This window comes from Anaerovibrio lipolyticus (assembly GCF_021531495.1).
GTDB lineage: Bacteria > Bacillota > Negativicutes > Selenomonadales > Selenomonadaceae > Anaerovibrio.
Map to the genome: position 1 here is coordinate 1 of NZ_JADYTY010000015.1, position 20,368 is coordinate 20,368.

15 protein-coding genes are annotated in these 20,368 nt (G+C 43.7%); 8 read left to right on the top strand and 7 right to left on the bottom strand.

Annotated elements, in window-relative coordinates; translation table 11 throughout:
• Positions 1–145: 145 nt before the first annotated feature.
• The 7 genes from I6E26_RS06595 to I6E26_RS06625 all read right to left on the bottom strand — a co-directional run bounded on the left by I6E26_RS06595 (position 146) and on the right by I6E26_RS06625 (position 9,137).
• Positions 146–1,369, bottom strand: a complete 1,224-nt coding sequence (locus I6E26_RS06595; RefSeq protein WP_235321061.1) for a DUF401 family protein — start codon at positions 1,367–1,369, stop codon at positions 146–148.
• A 214-nt stretch (positions 1,370–1,583) separates the two neighbouring features.
• Positions 1,584–2,555, bottom strand: coding sequence for an ABC transporter permease (locus I6E26_RS06600; protein WP_235321062.1), 972 nt, complete (start codon positions 2,553–2,555; stop codon positions 1,584–1,586).
• Between the two features lie 10 nt (positions 2,556–2,565).
• Complete coding sequence (locus I6E26_RS06605; RefSeq protein WP_235321063.1) at positions 2,566–4,065, bottom strand: sugar ABC transporter ATP-binding protein; 1,500 nt, start codon at positions 4,063–4,065, stop codon at positions 2,566–2,568.
• Between the two features lie 14 nt (positions 4,066–4,079).
• Positions 4,080–5,048: an ABC transporter permease gene (locus I6E26_RS06610; protein WP_235321064.1), complete on the bottom strand. Its 969-nt coding sequence runs from the start codon at positions 5,046–5,048 to the stop codon at positions 4,080–4,082.
• A 99-nt stretch (positions 5,049–5,147) separates the two neighbouring features.
• Positions 5,148–6,290: a sugar ABC transporter substrate-binding protein gene (locus I6E26_RS06615; protein WP_235321065.1), complete on the bottom strand. Its 1,143-nt coding sequence runs from the start codon at positions 6,288–6,290 to the stop codon at positions 5,148–5,150.
• Between the two features lie 543 nt (positions 6,291–6,833).
• Complete coding sequence (locus tag I6E26_RS06620; protein WP_235321066.1) at positions 6,834–7,898, bottom strand: HD-GYP domain-containing protein; 1,065 nt, start codon at positions 7,896–7,898, stop codon at positions 6,834–6,836.
• 177 nt (positions 7,899–8,075) lie between these two features.
• The gene (locus I6E26_RS06625) at positions 8,076–9,137 is read right to left on the bottom strand and encodes an aldose epimerase family protein (protein WP_235321067.1); all 1,062 of its coding nucleotides are present in this window, start codon (positions 9,135–9,137) and stop codon (positions 8,076–8,078) included.
• A 441-nt stretch (positions 9,138–9,578) separates the two neighbouring features.
• Between I6E26_RS06625 and I6E26_RS06630 the strand changes: the two genes are divergently transcribed.
• From I6E26_RS06630 to I6E26_RS06665, 8 genes are all read left to right on the top strand, one after another.
• A complete protein-coding gene (locus I6E26_RS06630) occupies positions 9,579–10,583 on the top strand; it encodes an ABC transporter substrate-binding protein (RefSeq protein ID WP_235321068.1) in 1,005 nt (334 codons plus the stop codon).
• Positions 10,584–10,700: 117 nt separating this feature from the next.
• Positions 10,701–12,209, top strand: a complete 1,509-nt coding sequence (locus I6E26_RS06635; RefSeq protein ID WP_235321069.1) for a sugar ABC transporter ATP-binding protein — start codon at positions 10,701–10,703, stop codon at positions 12,207–12,209.
• Positions 12,209–13,270, top strand: coding sequence for an ABC transporter permease (locus I6E26_RS06640; protein WP_235321070.1), 1,062 nt, complete (start codon positions 12,209–12,211; stop codon positions 13,268–13,270). The genes I6E26_RS06635 and I6E26_RS06640 overlap by 1 nt, the downstream gene beginning before the upstream one ends.
• On the top strand, positions 13,267–14,274 hold the full coding sequence (yjfF, locus tag I6E26_RS06645; RefSeq protein WP_235321071.1) for a galactofuranose ABC transporter, permease protein YjfF: 1,008 nt from the start codon (positions 13,267–13,269) through the stop codon (positions 14,272–14,274). Before I6E26_RS06640 ends, yjfF begins: the two co-directional genes overlap by 4 nt.
• A gap of 32 nt (positions 14,275–14,306) precedes the next feature.
• Positions 14,307–15,008, top strand: a complete 702-nt coding sequence (locus tag I6E26_RS06650; RefSeq protein WP_328228037.1) for an L-ribulose-5-phosphate 4-epimerase — start codon at positions 14,307–14,309, stop codon at positions 15,006–15,008.
• A 27-nt stretch (positions 15,009–15,035) separates the two neighbouring features.
• On the top strand, positions 15,036–16,646 hold the full coding sequence (locus I6E26_RS06655; RefSeq protein WP_419179913.1) for a xylulokinase: 1,611 nt from the start codon (positions 15,036–15,038) through the stop codon (positions 16,644–16,646).
• 68 nt (positions 16,647–16,714) lie between these two features.
• A complete protein-coding gene (gene araA, locus I6E26_RS06660; protein WP_235321073.1) occupies positions 16,715–18,139 on the top strand; it encodes an L-arabinose isomerase in 1,425 nt (474 codons plus the stop codon).
• Positions 18,140–18,357: 218 nt separating this feature from the next.
• A complete protein-coding gene (locus I6E26_RS06665) occupies positions 18,358–20,367 on the top strand; it encodes a GAF domain-containing protein (protein WP_235321074.1) in 2,010 nt (669 codons plus the stop codon).
• Position 20,368: the final 1 nt, after the last annotated feature.

The window sequence follows — 20,368 nt, forward strand, 5'->3', positions numbered from 1 at the left end:
AAAGTCGTTATGACCGCAGGCTGTATTTCGAGAACCCACTGACATAACGACTTTCATTTCCAATATTTAGGGAGATAGGCCACTCTGCAAATCAGAATTTTTACTCTTGTAGATTACAGCACTGTGGGATTTGCATATAAAAGAATTAATACACCCAATAGGTTATGATAGAGAATATTGTCAGCACAATAATCTCTATCATAACCATTTTTTTCAATACGGCAAAGAAATCTGCTTTGAAATAATCAGTGGTTACCGTGAAGCAGACATGGGTTGGGGTTATCATCTGGCCAGCTACGCCATATACCATAGCTATAGCCGCCAGAGTAAGGCTGCCAGTCTGCATAGCTGCTACAATGGGCATAACAATGGCTACATGAGCCTGGCTCATGCCTGTAAGCATACCCACCACCAGAGAAATGCCAGCGATAATTACCGGAATAGGCAGAGGGGCTGCCTGAAAGGCTGTTACCAGCTCTGCCAGAGTGTTGGTAACAGTCAAGATCTGAATGAAATAGAGAATGCAAAGAACATTGATAAACATCTTTTTATCAATAGAGCCAGTAATCATTTCCTTTAGGGAAACCTGACGGCCCAAGGCTTTCAGAATGCCATAAAGCAGCAAGGTAGTAATTCCCATAGCTACAGATGCATTAAGACCAGCAAAAACTACCAACAAAAAGGTAAAGCCAATAGGAAAGATAGCCAGTAGAATATCCAAATAGGAGCCGGATGATGTACGGCTTTTATTCTGCATCTCTACTTTGGCAGAGCTTTTCATTCGTAAAGGTGTTAAGAGCACCAGCCAACCTACCATAAAGCATAACAGGGATACCCAGGCAGTCTGGCCCACAAAGTGAGCATAGGGTACCTGAGCAATGCTGCAGGCCATAATCATGCCAGGAATAATGGGATTGGAAAATTCATAGGGATGACGGAACCAGAAATTAATAGCCGCCCTGTCCTCTGGCGTAGCCTCCAGCTTGCCGCAGGCTTCCTCCACAATAGGCGCCGAGAATCTTGCTCCACCGAGAGAGGGCAGCAGACCTAGAAAGCCTGGCATAATAGCCAAAGTAACCTTGGCACTGGAAAACAGCCTTTGCAGGGCCATTACCATTTTGCTAAGAGTGCCACTGGTACGCAGGGCAATTTCTAGACACATAACCAGATAGAGGGAAAATACCAAATCGTAGGTGCGTCCCATCATCATAGTTTGCTGTAGAGCGGTTAGCAAATCCAGAGGCTGTCCAGACCGCATTAGCCAGATAAAGCCACCACCAGCCAGCATACAAAGGCCCACATAGATATGCCGCCGCATTAAGAGTATAATAATTGTCATGGAAATTACAAGAAGCAAAAAAATATTCATGAATACATCTCCTAGGGTTAAGATTTAACTATTTGTCATTATAGCACCTAAACTGGCCCAAGAAAATGCTTCTATATTTTTTGCATGGTATAAATAGATAGGAGAATATATTAGCCAAATAAAATGAGACTACCTGGCGATAGTCTCATTTTGTAAGTCCGATTATGAATATGGGGGATAAGGTATAGTAAATCTCAGGGAGAGGTGGATAGGATTATTTAATTACCTTCAGGGACTGGCGATCAGCAAAGACAGCTACGAAAATCAGGAAGATAACGCCCTGAATCAGCTGCATGGTCTGAGTAGTCAAGCCCATCATGGTCAAACCGCTGTAGAGTACATAGTACAGCAGAGTACCAACAATAATATTGGAGAAGCGAACCTTGGCACCGCCGGAAATAGGCATACCGCCCAGAACCAAAGCAATCAGAATCTGGGTTTCCAGCTGATTACCTACATTAGCTGTAGCAGAGCCGTTTTTGGCAATATTGATAAAGGCTGCCAAACCAGTCATAGCACCAGCCAAGGTGTAAATCAAGAATTTCATGCGGTCAGTACGGATACCAGCAAACATAGCACCCTTTTCACCAGCACCAATAGCCTTCAAATAAGTACCGAATTTGGTGTAGCGGAAGGCTACAAAGGAAATAGCAATAATCAACAGCATCAAAGGCAGCTTAATTTCAATGTGGTCAAAATTGTACACATCCATGCTGGCCCGGATAGGGGAGTCGGAAGCCATGTACTTGATGAAGCCACGGAACAGGAACATGGTACAGATGGTAACTATAAAGGAAGCAATTTTGCGGTTTACATAGAAATAGCCGTTAATCGCACCAATCACCGCACCAGCCACTACGCCACCGGCAATGGCAATACCAATACCATATTGGGAAAGAATACATACAGCAATGGAGGCAATACCCAGAATAGAGCCTTGGGAGAAATCCAAGCCTCCCATAGTCATGATAAAGAATACACCAGTTGCTGCAATCATACCTACATAAATCTGATTCAAAAGCAAGGTCAGATTTCTTTGACTGCTCATACCTCCATCGGTAAGGAAGTTGAACAGGGCAAATATTGCCACCAGGCCAACTACCGGCAGATAGGTCCGGATTTTATTCATACGGGAAGCCTTGGCCAGTTCTTCCTCTTTGGATAATATTTTTTCTTTGTCAGCCATAACTTTCTCCTTATACCATCTTGGAAATGAGCAGGTTCTCATCCAAATCTCTGCTTCTTGGCAGCTCACCGTTTAGCTTGCCGTCTTTCATAATAATGATACGGTCGCACATACCAATAAGCTCCATTAGCTCCTCAGAAATCATAATAATGGATTTGTTGTGCTTGCGCATGGTATCCATTAACTGATAAATATCCTGCTTAACCTTGATATCAATACCACGGGTTGGAGAATCCAGCACTAGAATATCAGAATCCTTGCCAATCCAGCGAGCCAATACAACCTTCTGCTTGTTACCACCGGACAAATCAGAAACAAACTGATCAATATTCTGCATCTTAACAGACATCTGAGCAGCAAACTTGTTGGCAAAATCGCTGAGCTTCTTGTCGCTAAGCAGCTTGCATTTGCCAGCTAAATCATCCAGGGAAGGGAGGGTAATATTATCACCAATGCTCTGGTTCATAATAATGGATTCATTATCACGATCCTTGGAGGTATAGGCAATGCTATGTTTGATAGCAGTAGGAATATCATTGATTTCAGTGCCGTCTGCCAAAGTAACAGTACCGGTACGGTCATAGGAAGCACCAAAGATGGCCTTGCCGATTTCGTGCATACCAGATTCAGACAGACCTCCAAAGCCTAAAATCTCGCCTTTGTGTAAGTCAAAGGAAACATCCTCCAGCACATTTGGTACAGAAACATTACGGACAGAAAGTACAACTTCATCAGAAACCTTTTCGCCATAGTCTGGACGATAATAATCACCAGTAACCTCACGGCCAACCATGAGACGCTTCAAATCGTCCTCTGTTACATCGGCACTTTTTACCGTATCAATGTAGACACCATCACGCATGATGGTAATGGTATCAGATTTGTCCAGAATCTCTGGCAGGTCATGAGAGATAAAGATAACCGTATTGCCTTCCTTGCGGATGCGGTCCATATGCTTGTACAGCTCTTCACGGCCTTCCTGGGAAAGGGCGGTAGTGGTTTCATCAATAACTACAATTTTGGGATGGAAGTAGGTGGCCTTTACGATTTCCACCAGCTTGCGATCCTCAAAATTGTATTCATCAATCTGATGCTCAGCCTTGATATGCTTGAAGCCATATTGCTGCAGCAGTTCGTTGGCCTTGCGGTTAATAGCCTCTCTGTTTTTGATGCCATGCTTTACAAACTGATCCTCATGGCCTAAGAAGATATTCTCTGCTACAGTCAGGCCAGACAAAGTGCCTAGCTCCTGTACAATAATGGAAATACCCTCCAGGTTGGCCTCTACCTGATTCTTAGGATGAACTTCCTTGCCATCCAGAATAAATTTGCCACTGCCAATTGTGTAAATACCTGTCAGCATATTAGTCAGGGTAGATTTACCAGAACCGTTTTCTCCTATGAGGGCATGAACCTCGCCTTTGTTGATATTGAAGGAAACATTCTGCACTGCCTTGGTGATACCAAAGGATTTACACAGATTCTGAACCTGTAATCTTATTTCACTCATCTATGCTCTCCTCCTTATTTTACGATTTCACCCTTGTTGATTTTAGTGGTAAGGGTAATGATAATCAACAGTGCAAAGCCGGTAATTACGTCCTGAATAGCGGTTGGTGCACCTAGTGCAACGAAGCCATAGAAGATGATATTAATCATAAACTCGCCTAAAATAATGGCCTGAATAGGCATGCCGTATTTTTTGAAGGCAACGCCGAAGAAGCATCCCATAGTAGGAATAAAGTTGCGGCTCATGGAAGCCATACCGGTTACAGCCACCATAGATGAACCATAGCTGATAGTGAGAATAGACATAATACCGAAGAAAATACCACTGATAACAAAGGCCAGAATCTTGTACTTGTTAACATTGATACCCATATTTTTGGCAATGAACTCGTTGCTGCCTATTGCATAGGTATAAGTACCAATCTTGGTGTAGTTCAAAATGAAATATGCTGCGGCAAAGGTAAGCAGGGCAAGAATTAAGTTGCCAGGCATCTGACCAAACATGCGCAGATCGGAGGGGAGAGTCTGCTCTACACCGCCAGCAATAATATTGGCAGTAGCCTCATAAATCAGAGCCAGACCAGTAGTTACAATCATAGATGGAATACGAAGCTTGATGTAGAAAACACCATTGAGAATACCGATAATGGCGCCTGCAATCAGACAGCCACCAATAAGGCCCATATAGCCAAGGCCCATAGAAGCGGCCAGCTTACAGCCGATAATGGAGGCCAGGATAATGGCGGCACCAATGGAGAAATCGAACATTCCCATAACGAGAACGAAGTAAAAGCCTACGGCACCAGCTGAGGCAATGAGACTTGCCTGAAAATAGCTGAGCATATTTTCTGGAGAACCGAAGTTATCCGGAGTTAAAATCTTGAATATGAGCCAGGATACAAATACCAAAGCGAAAAGGATAAGATAGCCCTTTACCTTGGCAGACATTTTTTTCCCGCCCACAGCATTCTTAGTTGAATCCATGTCGTCTCCTTCTGGGATAAATCCCTACAAAAATAGCCGGCATCGGTTTTGATGCCGGCTACCTTCCATTGCAGTGTTTATTTCAGCTTTGGAAATAAATTATTTAGCTGAACGTGCAGCTGCATCTTCGATAGACAGCTTGGAAGCTGCTTCCTTCAGCTGATCCAGTGGCAGCTTAGCCATCTCAACCAACTCGTCTTTGGTGTAAGGAAGCTGCTTTACAAAGTACTTGTCATACTCGCCATAGTCCTTGGAGGAGGATACATACAGATAAGGGAACTGAACATCAATGAAGTTGTTCTCAATACCAGTGTAGTTGCCCTTGATTGCGTTGTAAACCATCATGAAGGCATAGAGAGGGTCGCAGAAGTGACCGCCGGACTCACCAGCGATGGAACCATTCTCCAGTCTTTCGCCCAAGTCAGGCAGGAAGTCGGTGGAAACGATTTTGATGGACTGAGTCTTGCCAGCACGCTCTACAGCTGCAATAGCGCCCTGGAGAGGGTCGCCGCCGCCACCAGCAGGAATCAAAGCATCCAAAGTAGGATCTGCGCTCATGAGAGCCTCGGCAGCCTTTGCGCCACCTTCGGAGGAAGTACCAGCATACTGAGGATCGGACAGCTTAACCTGATCGGATGGATGAGCAGCATTCCACTCCTCAACACCAGCCTTGTAGCCTTCCCATCTGCCTAACCAGGTAGCATCGCCCTGCTCCCAGCCAATGAGGCCGATGTTGCGGCACTTCTTGTCAATGAGAATCTGAACCAGCTTCTTGCCGTTCTCAACTTCATTCTCGTGCACAGCACCAATGTAATAAGGGGACTTTACAGCCTGCTCATAGATATCAGCGTTCTTGTTCTTGTCAATAACACGGAAGAACTGAGCAAGATATACACCATTGTCGTTACAGGTCTTGATAGCGGAAGCCATCTCAGTATCAGAGGAGTTGCAGATGATGATACCCTGGCAGCCGGCTGCTACCAAAGATTCAACAGAAGCAGTAACTTTCTCGGATACATGGCCCTGGTCGACATACTGAACCTCTACGTTCAAAGCATCTGCAGCTGCATCAATGATGCGCTTGCACTGGGATCCTAATACGTCAGTGGAGCTCCAAATGGAAACACCGATTTTTATTTTACCATCGGCGGATTTTGCAGCCTGTTTGTCTCCGCCACCACAGCCTACCAGCATTAAGGTAAACATGAGCACACAGGTTAACACACATATAATTTTCTTCATTGTTATACCCCTTCTTTCCTAGATTGATAATTCCGAGCTTTGCTTTTCCCTGTTAAGTAATTTCTTAAGCTGTCAAAGCTCTCCTTTGAAGCTAAACAAGAAGCTAGCTTCGTTACTAAATCCTCTCCTCCTTAAATAATCTTTGATGACATTACAGTAATAACTGCTTGCAAAACTGTTTGACACTATATTGACTGTGCTCCTGTCCTATTTTCAGCTATGGTCTATCGCCCCTAAGACCTTGCCGTATTGCTAGACTAGGTAATACACATTACATCTTGTACCGTCAATTGTTAGTGCTCGTGCACAGTTCTTATTGTTATTGTAGACTGATATAGTTATTTTGTCAAGTTGAAATTTTCACTCAATTAAGAATTCTTTAGAAAAAATTGCTTTGGAGGTTGTTGTGGAAGAAATATATCTTGTTTTTAGGGAGAAAACAACGTGTTAGAGTATTTTAAAAGATGCATTAATAAAAAAGATGATTATATGTCAAGTGGATTGAGCATATCATCACCTTTCGTAAATAGTTAATAAGATATTCTATTTCTGATTGTATTCGATTATTTTGATATCCTTGTGCTGATTCAGATCCACCACATTTTCCTGGTCTATGCGAACCAGAGGATGCTGGGCAAAATCATTAGGATAGTTGACAATGGTTCCCTCAAGGCCGTTGCTTAGCATAACCTTGGAGCCTAGGAAGGCATCCTTGATTCTTTTGAGGATGGTAACGCTAATGGTTGGATCCAGCTTGGAATACATATCCTCAGTTATTTTGGCAATAGCATCAAAAGGAGTCTGCCGCACAAAGCCCTCCCGCTCAGTGGTAATATTGTCATATAGGTCAGCAATGGCAATGATTCTGGCGTATTCGTGAATTTCCTCACCCTTGGTGCCAAATGGGAAGCCACTGCCATCCATATATTCGTGATGCTGGAGAGCAGCCAGCTTGATGCCATCCGCCAGATGGGGATCCTCATTAATAAGATGGGAGCCATCAATGGTGTGCTGCATATACCGTTCAAAATCTTCTCCTTTTAGGGTTTCTACCCGGCGGGATTGGAGACGGTCAGGAAATTTGGTTTTACCAATATCGTGGAGGAAGCCAGCTAGAATCAGGTCATTGATTTCACTAGGCTTTTTGTACAGCCATTTGCCAATCACACCTGTTAGGATAGCCACTCGCATGGAATGGTTGTAAAGATCATCAGCCATGTGATTTAACTCGTAGAGATAGTCAATAACACCGCTTTGCTTGGACATAGGAGCCAGGGAGCTATGTACAAGATTTTTGCTTTTGTCTACAGGAATCTTTCCAGTATGGGTAGTAGCCTCAATAATGGAATTTACTTTCCGGAGTACCTCCTTGTACTCAGAGGCAAAGGCATTGCCTCGATTGAAAAGTGCCATTACAGATTGATAATTAGGGCTTAGCTCGTATTCGTCCTTGATGTATACGGATGGAATCTTTAAAAATCCCAGTCTGGTAATATGTGCCTTGGTGAGCAGGGTATTTTCTGAAAGAATTACCACCATGTCGTCATTTACGACTGTGCGGGCCAGCTCCATACCCGGCTGCAGCTTGTCTACGCTGATAGCCTTCATACTGTCCAATCTCCTTTACGCCGTTTATATAATAAAATTAATTTCAAACAAATTACATTACTAAGTATATATAATATCCTACCATAAAATCAATAAAAAAGAAAAGGGACAATAGTAGCATAAGAAAAGGAACCGCTTCATTTTTGGTAAATTTAATGAAACGATTCCTTAATCATGTTATTCTGCTAAACCAGCTTTAAAGATGGTGGTGGAGTTCCAGGTGTTGCCTCGTTTTAACACAGGCTGTGGAAATTCTGGATGCATAGGAGAGTTAGGGAAATACTGAGTTTCCAGGGCAAAGCCACTGCGGCGCTTGCAAGGAATATCCTTTTTGCCAGGGGTGCCATCCAGGAAGTTGCCACTGTAGAACTGCATACCAGGCATATCAGTATATACGGAAAGTGTAATGCCGCTTTCCTCAGAAACAGCAAAGGCAGCCTGTCTCAGGCCATCCTTTACAGGGCCACTGAGAATCCAGTTGTGATCATAGCCGGCACCCCAGATAAGCTGCTGGAAGTCATCGTCAATTCTTTCTCCAATAGGAGTCAGTTGACGGAAGTCCATAGGAGTTCCCTCGGCCTGATAGATTTTGCCGTTTGGCAAAGCCTCAGCATCGGATTCAGTAAGGCTATCTGCCATAATCTGCAGCTTGTGGTTGAGAATGGTACCGCCGCCGATGCCATTTAGATTAAAGTAGCTGTGGTTGGTCATATTGCAAATGGTATCGCTATCGCAGGTTACCTGATAGTCAATCTTTAGAGCATTGTCCTCAGTAAGGTCATAGGTAACCTGAGCGGTAAGAGTACCAGGGAAGCCACCCTCTCCATCTGGACGGAACTGATACATCAGCAGTTTGCCATTGTTGATTTCTGCACCCCAGATTTTGTCATGGAAGCCGGTGCTGCCACTGTGAAGGCTATTGGTGTGGTTAGCGCCATCATTGCATTCCAGGTAATAGGTAGTATTATTAATGGTAAATTCTGCATTCTGAATACGGTTGGCATGAGGACCTACAATAGCTCCCATGTAAAAGGTTTCTTCCTCGTAGCCCTTGGCAGTATCAAAGCCTAGAACGATATCCCTGAAATTACCCTCCTTATCAGGAACTAAAAAGCTCTGGATTCTTGCGCCATAGGTGATAATAGTAGCTTTTGCACCAGCACGATTTTCCAAGGTATAGCTATATACCAGGGAGCCGTTGCTGAGACGGCCAAATTCTTTTTTTGAGATTGATGCCATAATAAAAACCCCTTTTAAAATGTATAATTTTACGAATTACTTCTCTATGATGGCAGGTAACAGAGATAAAAGCCATCATGGAAAAACCTCATTGTTACTATAACATTACAGGCTGTTTATGTCAAAGTTGCATCCAATTGCCTGGCTCTGAAAAGAGAGATGATAAAAAATAAAATGTGCACGGACACAAAAAATCATTGACAATGGATTCCATAAAGTGTAGTATAGAAGCATAAGGATAAAAGACGAAAAAATACTGTGAAAATGTAGTATTTTCAGAATCTTTTGTTTAGGACTGGCCGGTTATTGCTGGGGAATGCAACTGACTGGACTGCAGGATTTTAAAGCAGAGGAGGGAAGAGGAAGTAGCTGCTCAGAAACAGGGGTGTTATCTGAGTCTTAGAGTTGGTAACTCGCTTAAAAGAAGGAGAGGATTTCTAAATGAAGAAAATTATCGCATTGGTTGTCTCCATGATGATGCTGCTATTGGCTGTTGGCTGTGGCGGCGGTGAAGAGCAGTCTAAGAAGGACGGCGACAAAATAACAATGGGTTTCTCTCAGATTGGTGCAGAATCTGAGTGGAGAACTGCCAACACTGAATCTGTAAAACAGGCTGCCAAGGATGCTGGCATTGAGCTTCAGTTCTCTGATGCTCAGCAGAAGCAGGAGAATCAGATTAAGGCTATTCGTTCCTTTATTGCCCAGGGCGTTGATGTTATCGCTTTTGTGCCAATCGTAGAGACTGGCTGGGATACTGTTCTGAAAGAAGCTAAGGATGCCAAGATTCCTGTTATTATTGTAGACCGTGACTTGAAGGTAGAGGATGATTCCCTCTATGTTGCCAAGATTGGTACTAATATGCTGACTGAGGGCCAGAAGGGCTTTGAGTGGTTGGCAAAATATGCCAATGAGAAGCAGTTGAAGCCTCGTGATGGTGGCAACAAGCTGAACATTGTTGTTCTGGAAGGCACTGTAGGATCTACTGCTGCTTTGGGCCGTACCAAGGGCTTTAATGATGCTATGGCTGCATCTCCAGATAAGGATAAGTTCAATATTCTGGCTTCTCAGACTGGTGAGTTCACCCGTCAGAAGGGCCAGGAAGTTATGGAGTCTTTCCTGAAGTCCTATGGTAACAAGATTGATATTCTGGTAGCTCAGAACGATGATATGGCTCTGGGTGCTATTCAGGCTATTGAAGCTGCTGGTTTGAAGCCAGGCAAGGATATTACCATTCTTTCCTTTGATGGCGTTAAGGGTATCTTCCAGGCTATGATTGAAGGCAAGAGCAATTGTACTGTTGAGTGCAACCCACTGCAGGGCGAGCTTTTGATGGAAACTGCCAAGAAGATTCTGAAAGGCGAGAAAGTTGACAAGATTGTTTATGTAGATGAAGGCGTATTCCCTGCTGACGTAGCAGAGAAAACCCTGCCATCCCGCAAATACTAATCGGGGCTGTAGCCTAGGTTAGCTGTAGTTAAAATGAGCCGCGCCCCGGCTCTTGGAGTCTGGGCGTGGTTTTTTATACCCTATAATAGGGTATTTTTGATAAGGGAGAGGATTTTTATGGCAGCTGCATTGTTGGAAATGCGCCATATAGATAAAGTATTTCCAGGCGTTAAGGCCTTGTCAAATGTAGATTTTACCTTGCATGCCGGAGAAATACATTCCTTGATGGGAGAAAATGGCGCAGGCAAATCAACTCTGGTCAAGGTGTTGACAGGGGTTTACCCCAAGGATGGTGGTACCATACATTTGAATGGTAAGGAAATTTATCCTAAAACACCAAAGGAGGCTCAGGAGGAAGGTATTTCCACTGTTTATCAGGAAGTAAACCTTTGTCCTAACCTAACTGTAGCAGAGAATATTTTTATTGGTCGGGAGCCAAGAAGATTTGGCTTTATTGATTGGAAGGAAGTAAATAGAAGATCTATAGAACTTCTTAAGAAATTAGATGTAGACATTGATGTAAGCAAGACACTGGACAATTATCCAGTGGCTATTCAGCAGATGGTGGCTATTGCCAGAGCTGTAGATGTAGACGCTAAGATTTTGATATTGGATGAGCCAACATCGTCTCTGAATGAGGTGGAAACCGAGCGGCTCTTTAGGATTGTGCGGCAGTTACAGAAGCAGGGAATGGGAATTATCTTTATATCTCATTTCTTGGAGCAGATTTATGAGCTGTGTGATCATATAACTATTTTGCGCAATGGTGAGCTGGTTGGCTCCTATGAAGTAGCAAAATTGCCAAGATTGGAACTCATCGCCAAGATGGTTGGCAAGAACCTGAATGACGTTAAGGATATGGATAAGATGGCAGAGAAAAGCGTGCCGTCTGATGAGGTATTTATTGAAACAAATCATGCTGCCAGCACAGGGCAGATTAAGGATGTGTCTTTGCAGATACACAAGGGTGAGGTTATAGGTCTGGCAGGTCTTTTAGGTTCTGGCCGCACCGAAACTGCCGAGATGATGTTTGGCCTCAAGGAGGTTACTGGCGGCAGCTTGAAAATTAATGGCAAAGAGGAAAAACTCTCCAATCCTATGGCAGCTATGAAGGAAAAAATTGCCTTTTGTCCGGAGGATCGGAAGCTGTCCGGTATTATTGGAGATCTTACTGTACGGGAAAATATCATTTTGGCCTTGCAGGCTATGGATGGTATGTTTACGCATATTCCCTATAGCAAGCAGGTGGAACTGGCAGATAAATTCATTGACAAATTGCGGATAAAGGTATCAGATCGGGATCAGCTGATAAAGAATCTGTCTGGTGGCAATCAGCAGAAAGTTATTATTGCCCGCTGGCTGGCTACCCAGCCTAGATTCCTGATATTGGATGAGCCTACTAGAGGTATTGATGTAGGCACCAAGACCGAAATTCAGAAAATGGCAGTGGAGCTGGCTAAGAATGAAGGCATGTCCGTAGCCTTTATCTCCAGTGAAATGGATGAAATGGTACGTACCTGCTCCAAGCTGGTAGTAATGCGAGACCGTAAAAAGGTGGCAGAATTAACAGGAGATCAGATAAGCTCTGAGGGTGTTATGGAAGCAATTGCCGGAGGTGAAAAATAATGGATAAGTTAAAGAGTTTTACCTCCAGTTCCCTGTTTTTGCCGATTGTGGCTCTGGCGGTACTGTTGATTTTTAATGGCATTTTTGTAGAAGGTTTCTTTGATATACAGATTACCGAGGATGGCCGACTTTTTGGCCGTGTTATTGATATTCTTACCCGTTCCAGCTCTCTGGTTATCCTATCTCTAGGTATGACCTTGGTTATTGCTACCAGCGGCATTGATATTTCTGTAGGTGCAGTGGTGGCTATCTCAGCTGCTGTTGTTTGTACCTTGATTGGTGGCCGTGGCGATGGTGCAGCAGAAACTCCTATGGCTTTGGCTATGCTGGCTTCTGTGGGAATTGGTATTTTGTGTGGTATTTGGAATGGTATTCTGGTAGCCAAATTTAAGATTCAGGCAGTTGTTGCGACTTTGATTCTGATGACGGCTGGCCGTGGTATTGCTCAGCTTTTGACAGAAGGACAGATTGTAACGGTTTATTACAAGCCCTTTGCTTCCATTGCCGGTGTAATTCCTGGTATGCCATTGCCAACTAATGTGTTCATTGCTTTGGCTATGGTATTGCTGGTGGTTTTCGTTATGAAGAAAACCAGTATTGGCTTGTTTATCCAGTCTGTAGGTATCAACCCTACAGCAGCTAAATATGTAGGTATCAATGTAACTTTGGTTCTGTTTCTGGTATATGCTTTCTCTGGTTTCTGTGCTGGTGTAACTGGTTTGATTGAAAGCTCTTTGATAAAGGCAGCTGATGCCAATAACGCAGGTTTGAATATGGAAATGGATGCCATTCTGGCTGTTGCTTTGGGTGGTACTTTGCTTTCCGGTGGTAAATTCTATCTGGGTGGTTCAGTTATAGGTGCTGTTACAATTCAGACCTTGACTACAACCCTGTATGCCTTGGGCGTATCTGCTGACCAGCTGCCAGTAGTTAAGGCAATTGCGGTTATTGCTATCTGCCTGATTCAGTCTAAAAAGGCTAGAGATTTGTTTGATAAGTGGAAGAGCGGCCGCAGTGCCAAGGCTGTGACAGCTGATGCAAAGGCGGTGAACAAGGCATGAAAAAGAAGATAAGTGAGTTGATTGCCTCCAAGTATTTTTCCTTTTTTGTAACCGTAATACTTTTTGCCATACTTTATGGCGTAGGTATTGGTATGTATAAGGGATTTATGAAGCCACAGGTATTTTTGAATCTCTTTATTGATAATGCAGCCTTGATTATTGTAACCATCGGTATTACCTTCACTCTGCTAATAGGCGGTATTGACCTGTCTGTAGGTGCAGTGCTGGCTTTGACCTGTATGGTATTGGCTTGGCTTTTGGCAAACACTGGCATATCAGTATTTGCTGCTATAGCCTTGGTGCTATTAATGGGAACAGCCTTTGGGGCAATTCAGGGATATCTAATCGCTAAATTCGATTTGCAGCCCTTTATTATCACCTTGGCTGGTATGTTGTTCTGTCGAGGTATGACAGCGGTTATATCCAGAGAAACTATCAATATTACGAATCCTACCTTTGTGGCTATGGCAGATTTTAGACTGTCAGTGGGAGCAGGATTTGTATCTATGGGTGTTATTATTGCCATTATTGCTTTGATTGTGGCAGCGGTGGTACTGGGCTTTACAAGATTTGGCCGTAATATCTACGCACTAGGTGGCAGCGAGTCTTCAGCTTCACTGATGGGCCTGCCTGTATTTAAAACTAAGGTAAGTGTATATACCATTAGTGGTTTTTGTTCCGCTCTTGGTGGTATAGCTTATGCTCTGATGATGTTGACTGGCTATAATCTGCATGGTATGGGCATGGAAATGGATGCAATTGCTTCCTCTGTTATTGGCGGCACATTGTTGACTGGCGGTGTAGGTTTTATTCCAGGCGCATTATTTGGTGTATTGATTCAGGGCGTTATCCTGACCTTTATCAGTTTTCAGGGAACCCTGTCTGCTTGGTGGACCAAGATTGTGGTAGGTGCTCTGCTGTGTGTATTCATTATCATGCAGGCCTTCATTACCGAGCACAAGAGCAAGCTTACAGCTAAGAGCTCCTTGGAAGAAAATAGTTAAAAATGGTTTTTATATAGAAGGAGGAAACAACTGTGTTAGAAGAATTGAAGCAAAAGGTCTATGAAGCAAATATGCTGCTGCCAAAACATGGACTGATTACCTTTACATGGGGCAATGTTTCCGGTATTGACCGGGAGTCAGGCTTGTTTGTCATTAAGCCATCTGGGGTGGAATACGATGTTATGAAGCCAGAGGATATGGTGGTTGTAGATTTGGATGGCAACAAGGTTGAAGGGGAACTGAATCCTTCTTCCGATACAGAAACTCACAGAGTTCTTTATAAGGAATTTCCTAATATTGGCGGCGTGGTTCACACTCATTCCCGTTGGGCTACTACCTTTGCCCAGGCTGGTCAGGGTGTGCGGGCTTATGGCACCACTCAGGCAGATTATTTCTATGGAGAGATTCCATGTACCAGAGATATGACACCAGAGGAGATTCAGGGTGAATATGAATATGAAACTGGCAGAGTGATTGTGGAAAGATTCAAGAAGTATGGTATCGATCCAGATCATGTACCTGCTGTGCTGGTAAAGAATCATGGTCCATTTACCTGGGGTACGGATCCTTTTAACGCCGTACACAATGCGGTAGTCCTGGAGGAGGTAGCTATGATGGCTTTCCACACCCAGATGTTAACAGGGGATAGGGATGCTATGCCACAGGTTTTGTTAGACAAGCATTTTATGCGGAAGCACGGCCCTAATGCTTATTATGGTCAAAAGAAAAAGTAATTTTGCAAGCAAGGTAAGGAGGGGACTATCTTGACAGTAGAAAATATCAGGGAAAAAATCGTTAACGGAGAAACAGCCCTGGGCATAGAGTTAGGCTCTACTCGTATTAAGGGAGTGCTGTTAACCTCAGAGATTGAAACCATTGCCGTAGGCAGCTATGGCTGGGAGAACAAGCTGGAGAATGGGGTATGGACCTATGATTTGGCTGAGGCCTGGAAAGGTGTGCAGACCTGCTTTGCCAATCTGGCTCAGGAGGTAAAGACCAAATATGATGTGGAGCTAAAGAGAATCGGCTCCATCGGCATTAGTGCCATGATGCATGGCTATCTGGCTTTTGATGCCAAGGATGAGCTGCTGGTGCCATTTAGAACCTGGCGCAACAATATTACTGGCGAAGCAGCAGATTACCTGACCAAGGCTTTGGAATTCAACATTCCTCAGAGATGGAGTGTGGCTCATATTTATCAGGCTGTGCTGAACAAGGAGCCTCATGTACCTGAAATCAAGTTCTTCACAACCTTGGCTGGCTATATTCATTGGCAGCTGTGCGGTGAGAAGGTATTGGGTATTGGCGATGCTTCTGGTATGTTCCCCATAGATGAAAATATTGCTTCCTACGATAAGGATATGTTAAAGAAATTTGATGAATTGGAAAATATCCGTAATCTGCCTTGGAAGCTGGAGAATATTTTGCCAGCAGTTTTGCCAGCAGGCAAGGTTGCCGGTATCTTGACTGAAGCTGGTGCAAGGCTGTTGGATCCAACTGGTGTGTTGGAGGCGGGAGCAACTATGGCACCACCAGAGGGTGATGCAGGTACTGGTATGGTAGGCACCAACAGTGTAAGAAAACGCACTGGTAATATTTCTGTAGGTACATCTGCTTTCTCCATGAATGTTTTGGAGGAGCCATTAAAGGCAGTACACAGAGATATTGATATTGTTACCACACCTGACGGTGCACCAGTAGCTATGGTGCACGTTAACAATTGCTCCTCAGATATTAATGCCTGGGCAGGCTTATTTGGTGAATTTGCCAAGGCATTGGGGGTAGAGGTAGCACCAGATACTCTGTATAGCGTGTTGTTCAATCAGGTTAAGGAAGCAGCTGCTGATGCTGGGGGCTTGGTAAACTATAGCTTCCTGTCTGGTGAGAATATTACAGATACTCAGGCTGGACGGCCTATGTTTGTTCGCACTCCTCATAGCAAAATGAATCTGGGCAATTTCATGTTGGCTCAGCTTTATTCAGCCTTTGCTACCTTGAAAATAGGTATGGATGTGCTGATTAATGAGGAGCATGTCAAGACTGATGTCATGCTGGCTCAGGGTGGCTTGTTCAAAACTCCGGTTATTGGTCAGCAGGTATTGGCTAATGCCTTGGAAATTCCTATTACCATTATGGATAGCGCTGGCGAGGGTGGTCCTTGGGGTATGGCTGTATTGGCTGTATATACCAAATTCTGTGATGACACCGTGGCTTTGGCAGATTTCCTGGATGAAAAGGTATTTAAGGATGCTTCTGCTACTACCTTGGCACCACAGCCAGAGGGGGTAGAGGGATGCCGCAGCTTTATCAAGCGGTTCCAGGCTGGTATTGAGGTAGAGAATGCTGCTGGCAAAGCATTTGTAGATGAATAAAATCTGTTAACAAATTTTACAGTTAAAAATAAAGGAAAAATTCGTAGAAACAAAGGGGCGAAAACAAAATGTTAAATGTAAAGGATTATGAGTTTTGGTTTGTAGCAGGAAGTCAGCATCTTTATGGTGAGGAAGCATTGAAGGCTGTAGAGAAGAACACCAAGGAAATTGCTGATTATCTCAATGGCACTGGCAAGCTGCCTTACAAAATCGTATTCAAAGGGGTTATGACCACTGCCGACGGTATTACTCAGTTCATGAAGGATGCGAATTACAATGACAATGTAGCTGGTGTCATGGTTTGGGCTCATACCTTCTCCCCAGCTAAAAACTGGATTCGTGGTACCAAGCTGCTGCAGAAGCCTTTGCTCCACTTGGCTACTCAGTATCTTAATAAGATTCCTTATGACACCATAGATTTTGATTATATGAATCTCCACCAGAGTGCTCATGGTGACAGAGAATACGGCTATATCAATTCCAGATTGAAGCTGAACAACAAGATTGTTTATGGTCATTGGCAGGATGAGGAGACTACTGCTGAAATCGCTGCTTGGCAGGATGTGGCTGTAGCCTACAACGAAAGCTTTAATATTCGTGTTTGTCGCTTTGGTGATACTATGCGTGATGTTGCCTGCACTGAGGGTGACAAGGTAGAGGCTCAGATTAAGCTGGGCTGGACTGTAGATTATTATCCTGTAGGGGATTTGGTTGCCTATGTGGACGCTGTGGCTGAAGCTGATATTGATGCAGAATATGCCAAGCTGGCAGAGGCATATACCCTGAATCCAGGCCACAATACTCAGGAGCATTTTGAGCACTGTGTCCGTTATCAGCTGAGAGAGTATATTGCCATTAAGAAATTCCTGGAGGATAATGGCTACAATGCTTTCTGCACCAATTTCCAGACTTTGTTGGGCTTGGAGGAGCTGCCAGGCTTGGCTGCTCAGCTGTTAATGCGTGATGGCTATGGCTTTGGTGCCGAGGGTGATTGGAAGCTGGCGGCCTTGACCAGATTGCTGAAGGTTATGTCCCATAATGACCGTACTGTATTCATGGAGGATTATACTCTGGATTTGCGTAAGGGCCATGAGGCAATTCTGGGTGCTCATATGCTGGAGGTAGATCCTACTATTGCCAGCGATAAGCCTAGAGTAGAGGTTCATCCATTGGGCATTGGTGACAAGGATGATCCTGCCCGTTTGGTATTTACCGGTGCCGAAGGTGATGGTATTGATGTCACCATTGCAGATTTCAGAGATGGCTTCCGTCTGATTAGCTATCCAGTTGATTGCCGCAAGCCAGAGGCTGAGACTCCACATCTGCCAGTAGCTAAGCAGCTTTGGACTCCTAAGTGTGGTCTGAAGAAAGGCTCTACTGAGTGGATTAAGGCTGGCGGTGAGCATCATACTGTATTGAGCTTTACCATTACTCAGCAGCAGATTGTGGATTTGGCCACCATGTTTGGCATTGAGATGGTTGATATCCAGTAATTAAATAGCCCTTTCCTTACTCAATTTTGAGTATTACTTTTTTCCCTTCCTCCGGCAAGGAGCTGTGAATATATTTTCACGGCTCCTTGCTTTTTTGTGGTGGAGATAAATCTATTTGCTACAATTGTGACAATATTCTCCATCTATAGTCCTATTTATCTGATAGAGAAATAATATTACAATTAAAGTGTGAGTGAATTTTTTATATGGGTTAGGGTATGATTATGGAGAAAAATATAAAACAGTTTAGGAAGAATGTCCTTATGGCCGGCAGGCCTGGTTTTCTTGCGGATTTTTTGCGAAACTGCCTGAACAAGGAGGGATGGGATACCTCTGATTATCAGGAGGAGAGCTTCAATCTCTACAATCCTAGTGCCGTAATGTATTTCTCATATGGCAAGGAGGAGGGGGATCTTTCCAGGGTATTGGAGGATATAAGAACCCACAAGATAGAGCATTTCCTTTATGTTACTAGAGGATTGTCAGTTCAGAGATGCTACGAGGATTTTGTGTTGGCATGGGGCAAAACCCATCAGCAAAATGTTAGCGTAGTTCATATGCCAGAGGTATTTGGTCAGGGACAGCAGCCAGAGGAAGGCACTATTGCCAGATTACTGACGGCAGCTTGGGAAAAGAAAGATTTTTATTTGGCTGGTTCAGATACAGAGCCTGCCTCGGTGCTTTATGCCAAGGATGCGGCTTATGCCTTGTTTTCCATTTTGCAGAAAAAAATAAATAACAGTCGTATTGTGGTGGAATCTCAGGAAACAGTCAGCTTTACCCAGATTGTGTTGACTGTAAACGGCTTTGCTCAATTGCCTCAGATAGAAGTGGCTGGCAAAGGAGAGGATTTCTTTGTTGCCAACAGCTGGCAGGCAGATGAGGAAAATACTTACTATTTTGTTCTAAAGACCAAATATCCTGTGCTGGAAATGCTAAAGCCGGTTTACAAAAGTATTGCTGGCTCGGCAGAGACTGTTGAACATGCGGAGGAGAGCTGGAAAACTAAATACTTACCTAAAATCAGGCCTTATTTAGAAAATATAGGCCTTTTTCTGGTGGTGCTGTTTATTAGCATTTTGCAGGGAGGCACTCCGGTTAATCAGGCTACAGGCTTGGATATTTGCTATATTTACATTATTATCATGGGCATTATCTATGGCAAAAAGCAGTCTATGCCAGCAGTATTGCCCTGTATAGCATTGCTTACCTGGGGCTTTTTGAATAGTCATGGGGAAATTGCCAGCATATTATATATTCCAGAGAATCTTTTTCATTATTCCACCTATCTGTTTTTAGGTGTTTTCACCGGCTATGTGGCAGATAGCTGGCAGGGAAAGCTGGAATCTATGGGATATAAGCTGGACCATATGTATCAGCGCTATGGCTTCCTGCAGAAAAATTATGAAAAATCTATTGAGATTAAGGACAAGCTTTATTATCAGATTGTTAATTCTGATGATAGTATTGGCTGGCTATACGGTATTATTCAACAGTTGGATACAGTACAGGTGGAGAATATCTTTACCCAGGCGGCAGTTATTACCAGCAAGATTATGGGAGCCAATAATATTGCTATATATGTTATGGGCAAGGATCAATACTATTTGCGCCAAAAGGTGCGTTTGGGAGATAAAACCAGACAATTGCCTCATTCCCGTAAGACTGAGGAAAATGCCTATATTGGAAATATGCTGGAGAATCACCATCTTTTCGTCAATCATGGTCTGCAGCTGAATCTGCCTGATTTGGCCGCACCTATTATTTATAACGGTCAGGTTATTGCCATTATTGAGATTTATGGTATGGATTTTGACCAGTGGAGTATTTATCAGCAAAATCTGTTGTCTGTAACGGCGCGCTTGATTTCCATGGCTATGGGCAAAGCCTATGTCTATGAGAATGGTATTCAGAGTAAGAGATTTGTGGCAGATACCAGAATTATGCAGGAGGAAGAATTTGCCAGACATCTGGCTGGCATTAAGGAAAGAGCACAGCTGCAGCATGATGTGCATAATGTACTGCTGGAGCTGGGAACAGAAAATGTTAATTATCAGGAGCTGGATAATCGTCTTAGTGGCTCTATTCGTCAGGAGGATACAGTGGGCATTATGGATGGCAATGTCTATCTGCTGCTGCATGATACAGACGAATATGGCTTGCAGCTGGTTAAGCAGCGTTTGCAGCATCGTGGTATAGAAATCAAGGATATTAGGGAGCTGGTTTAGG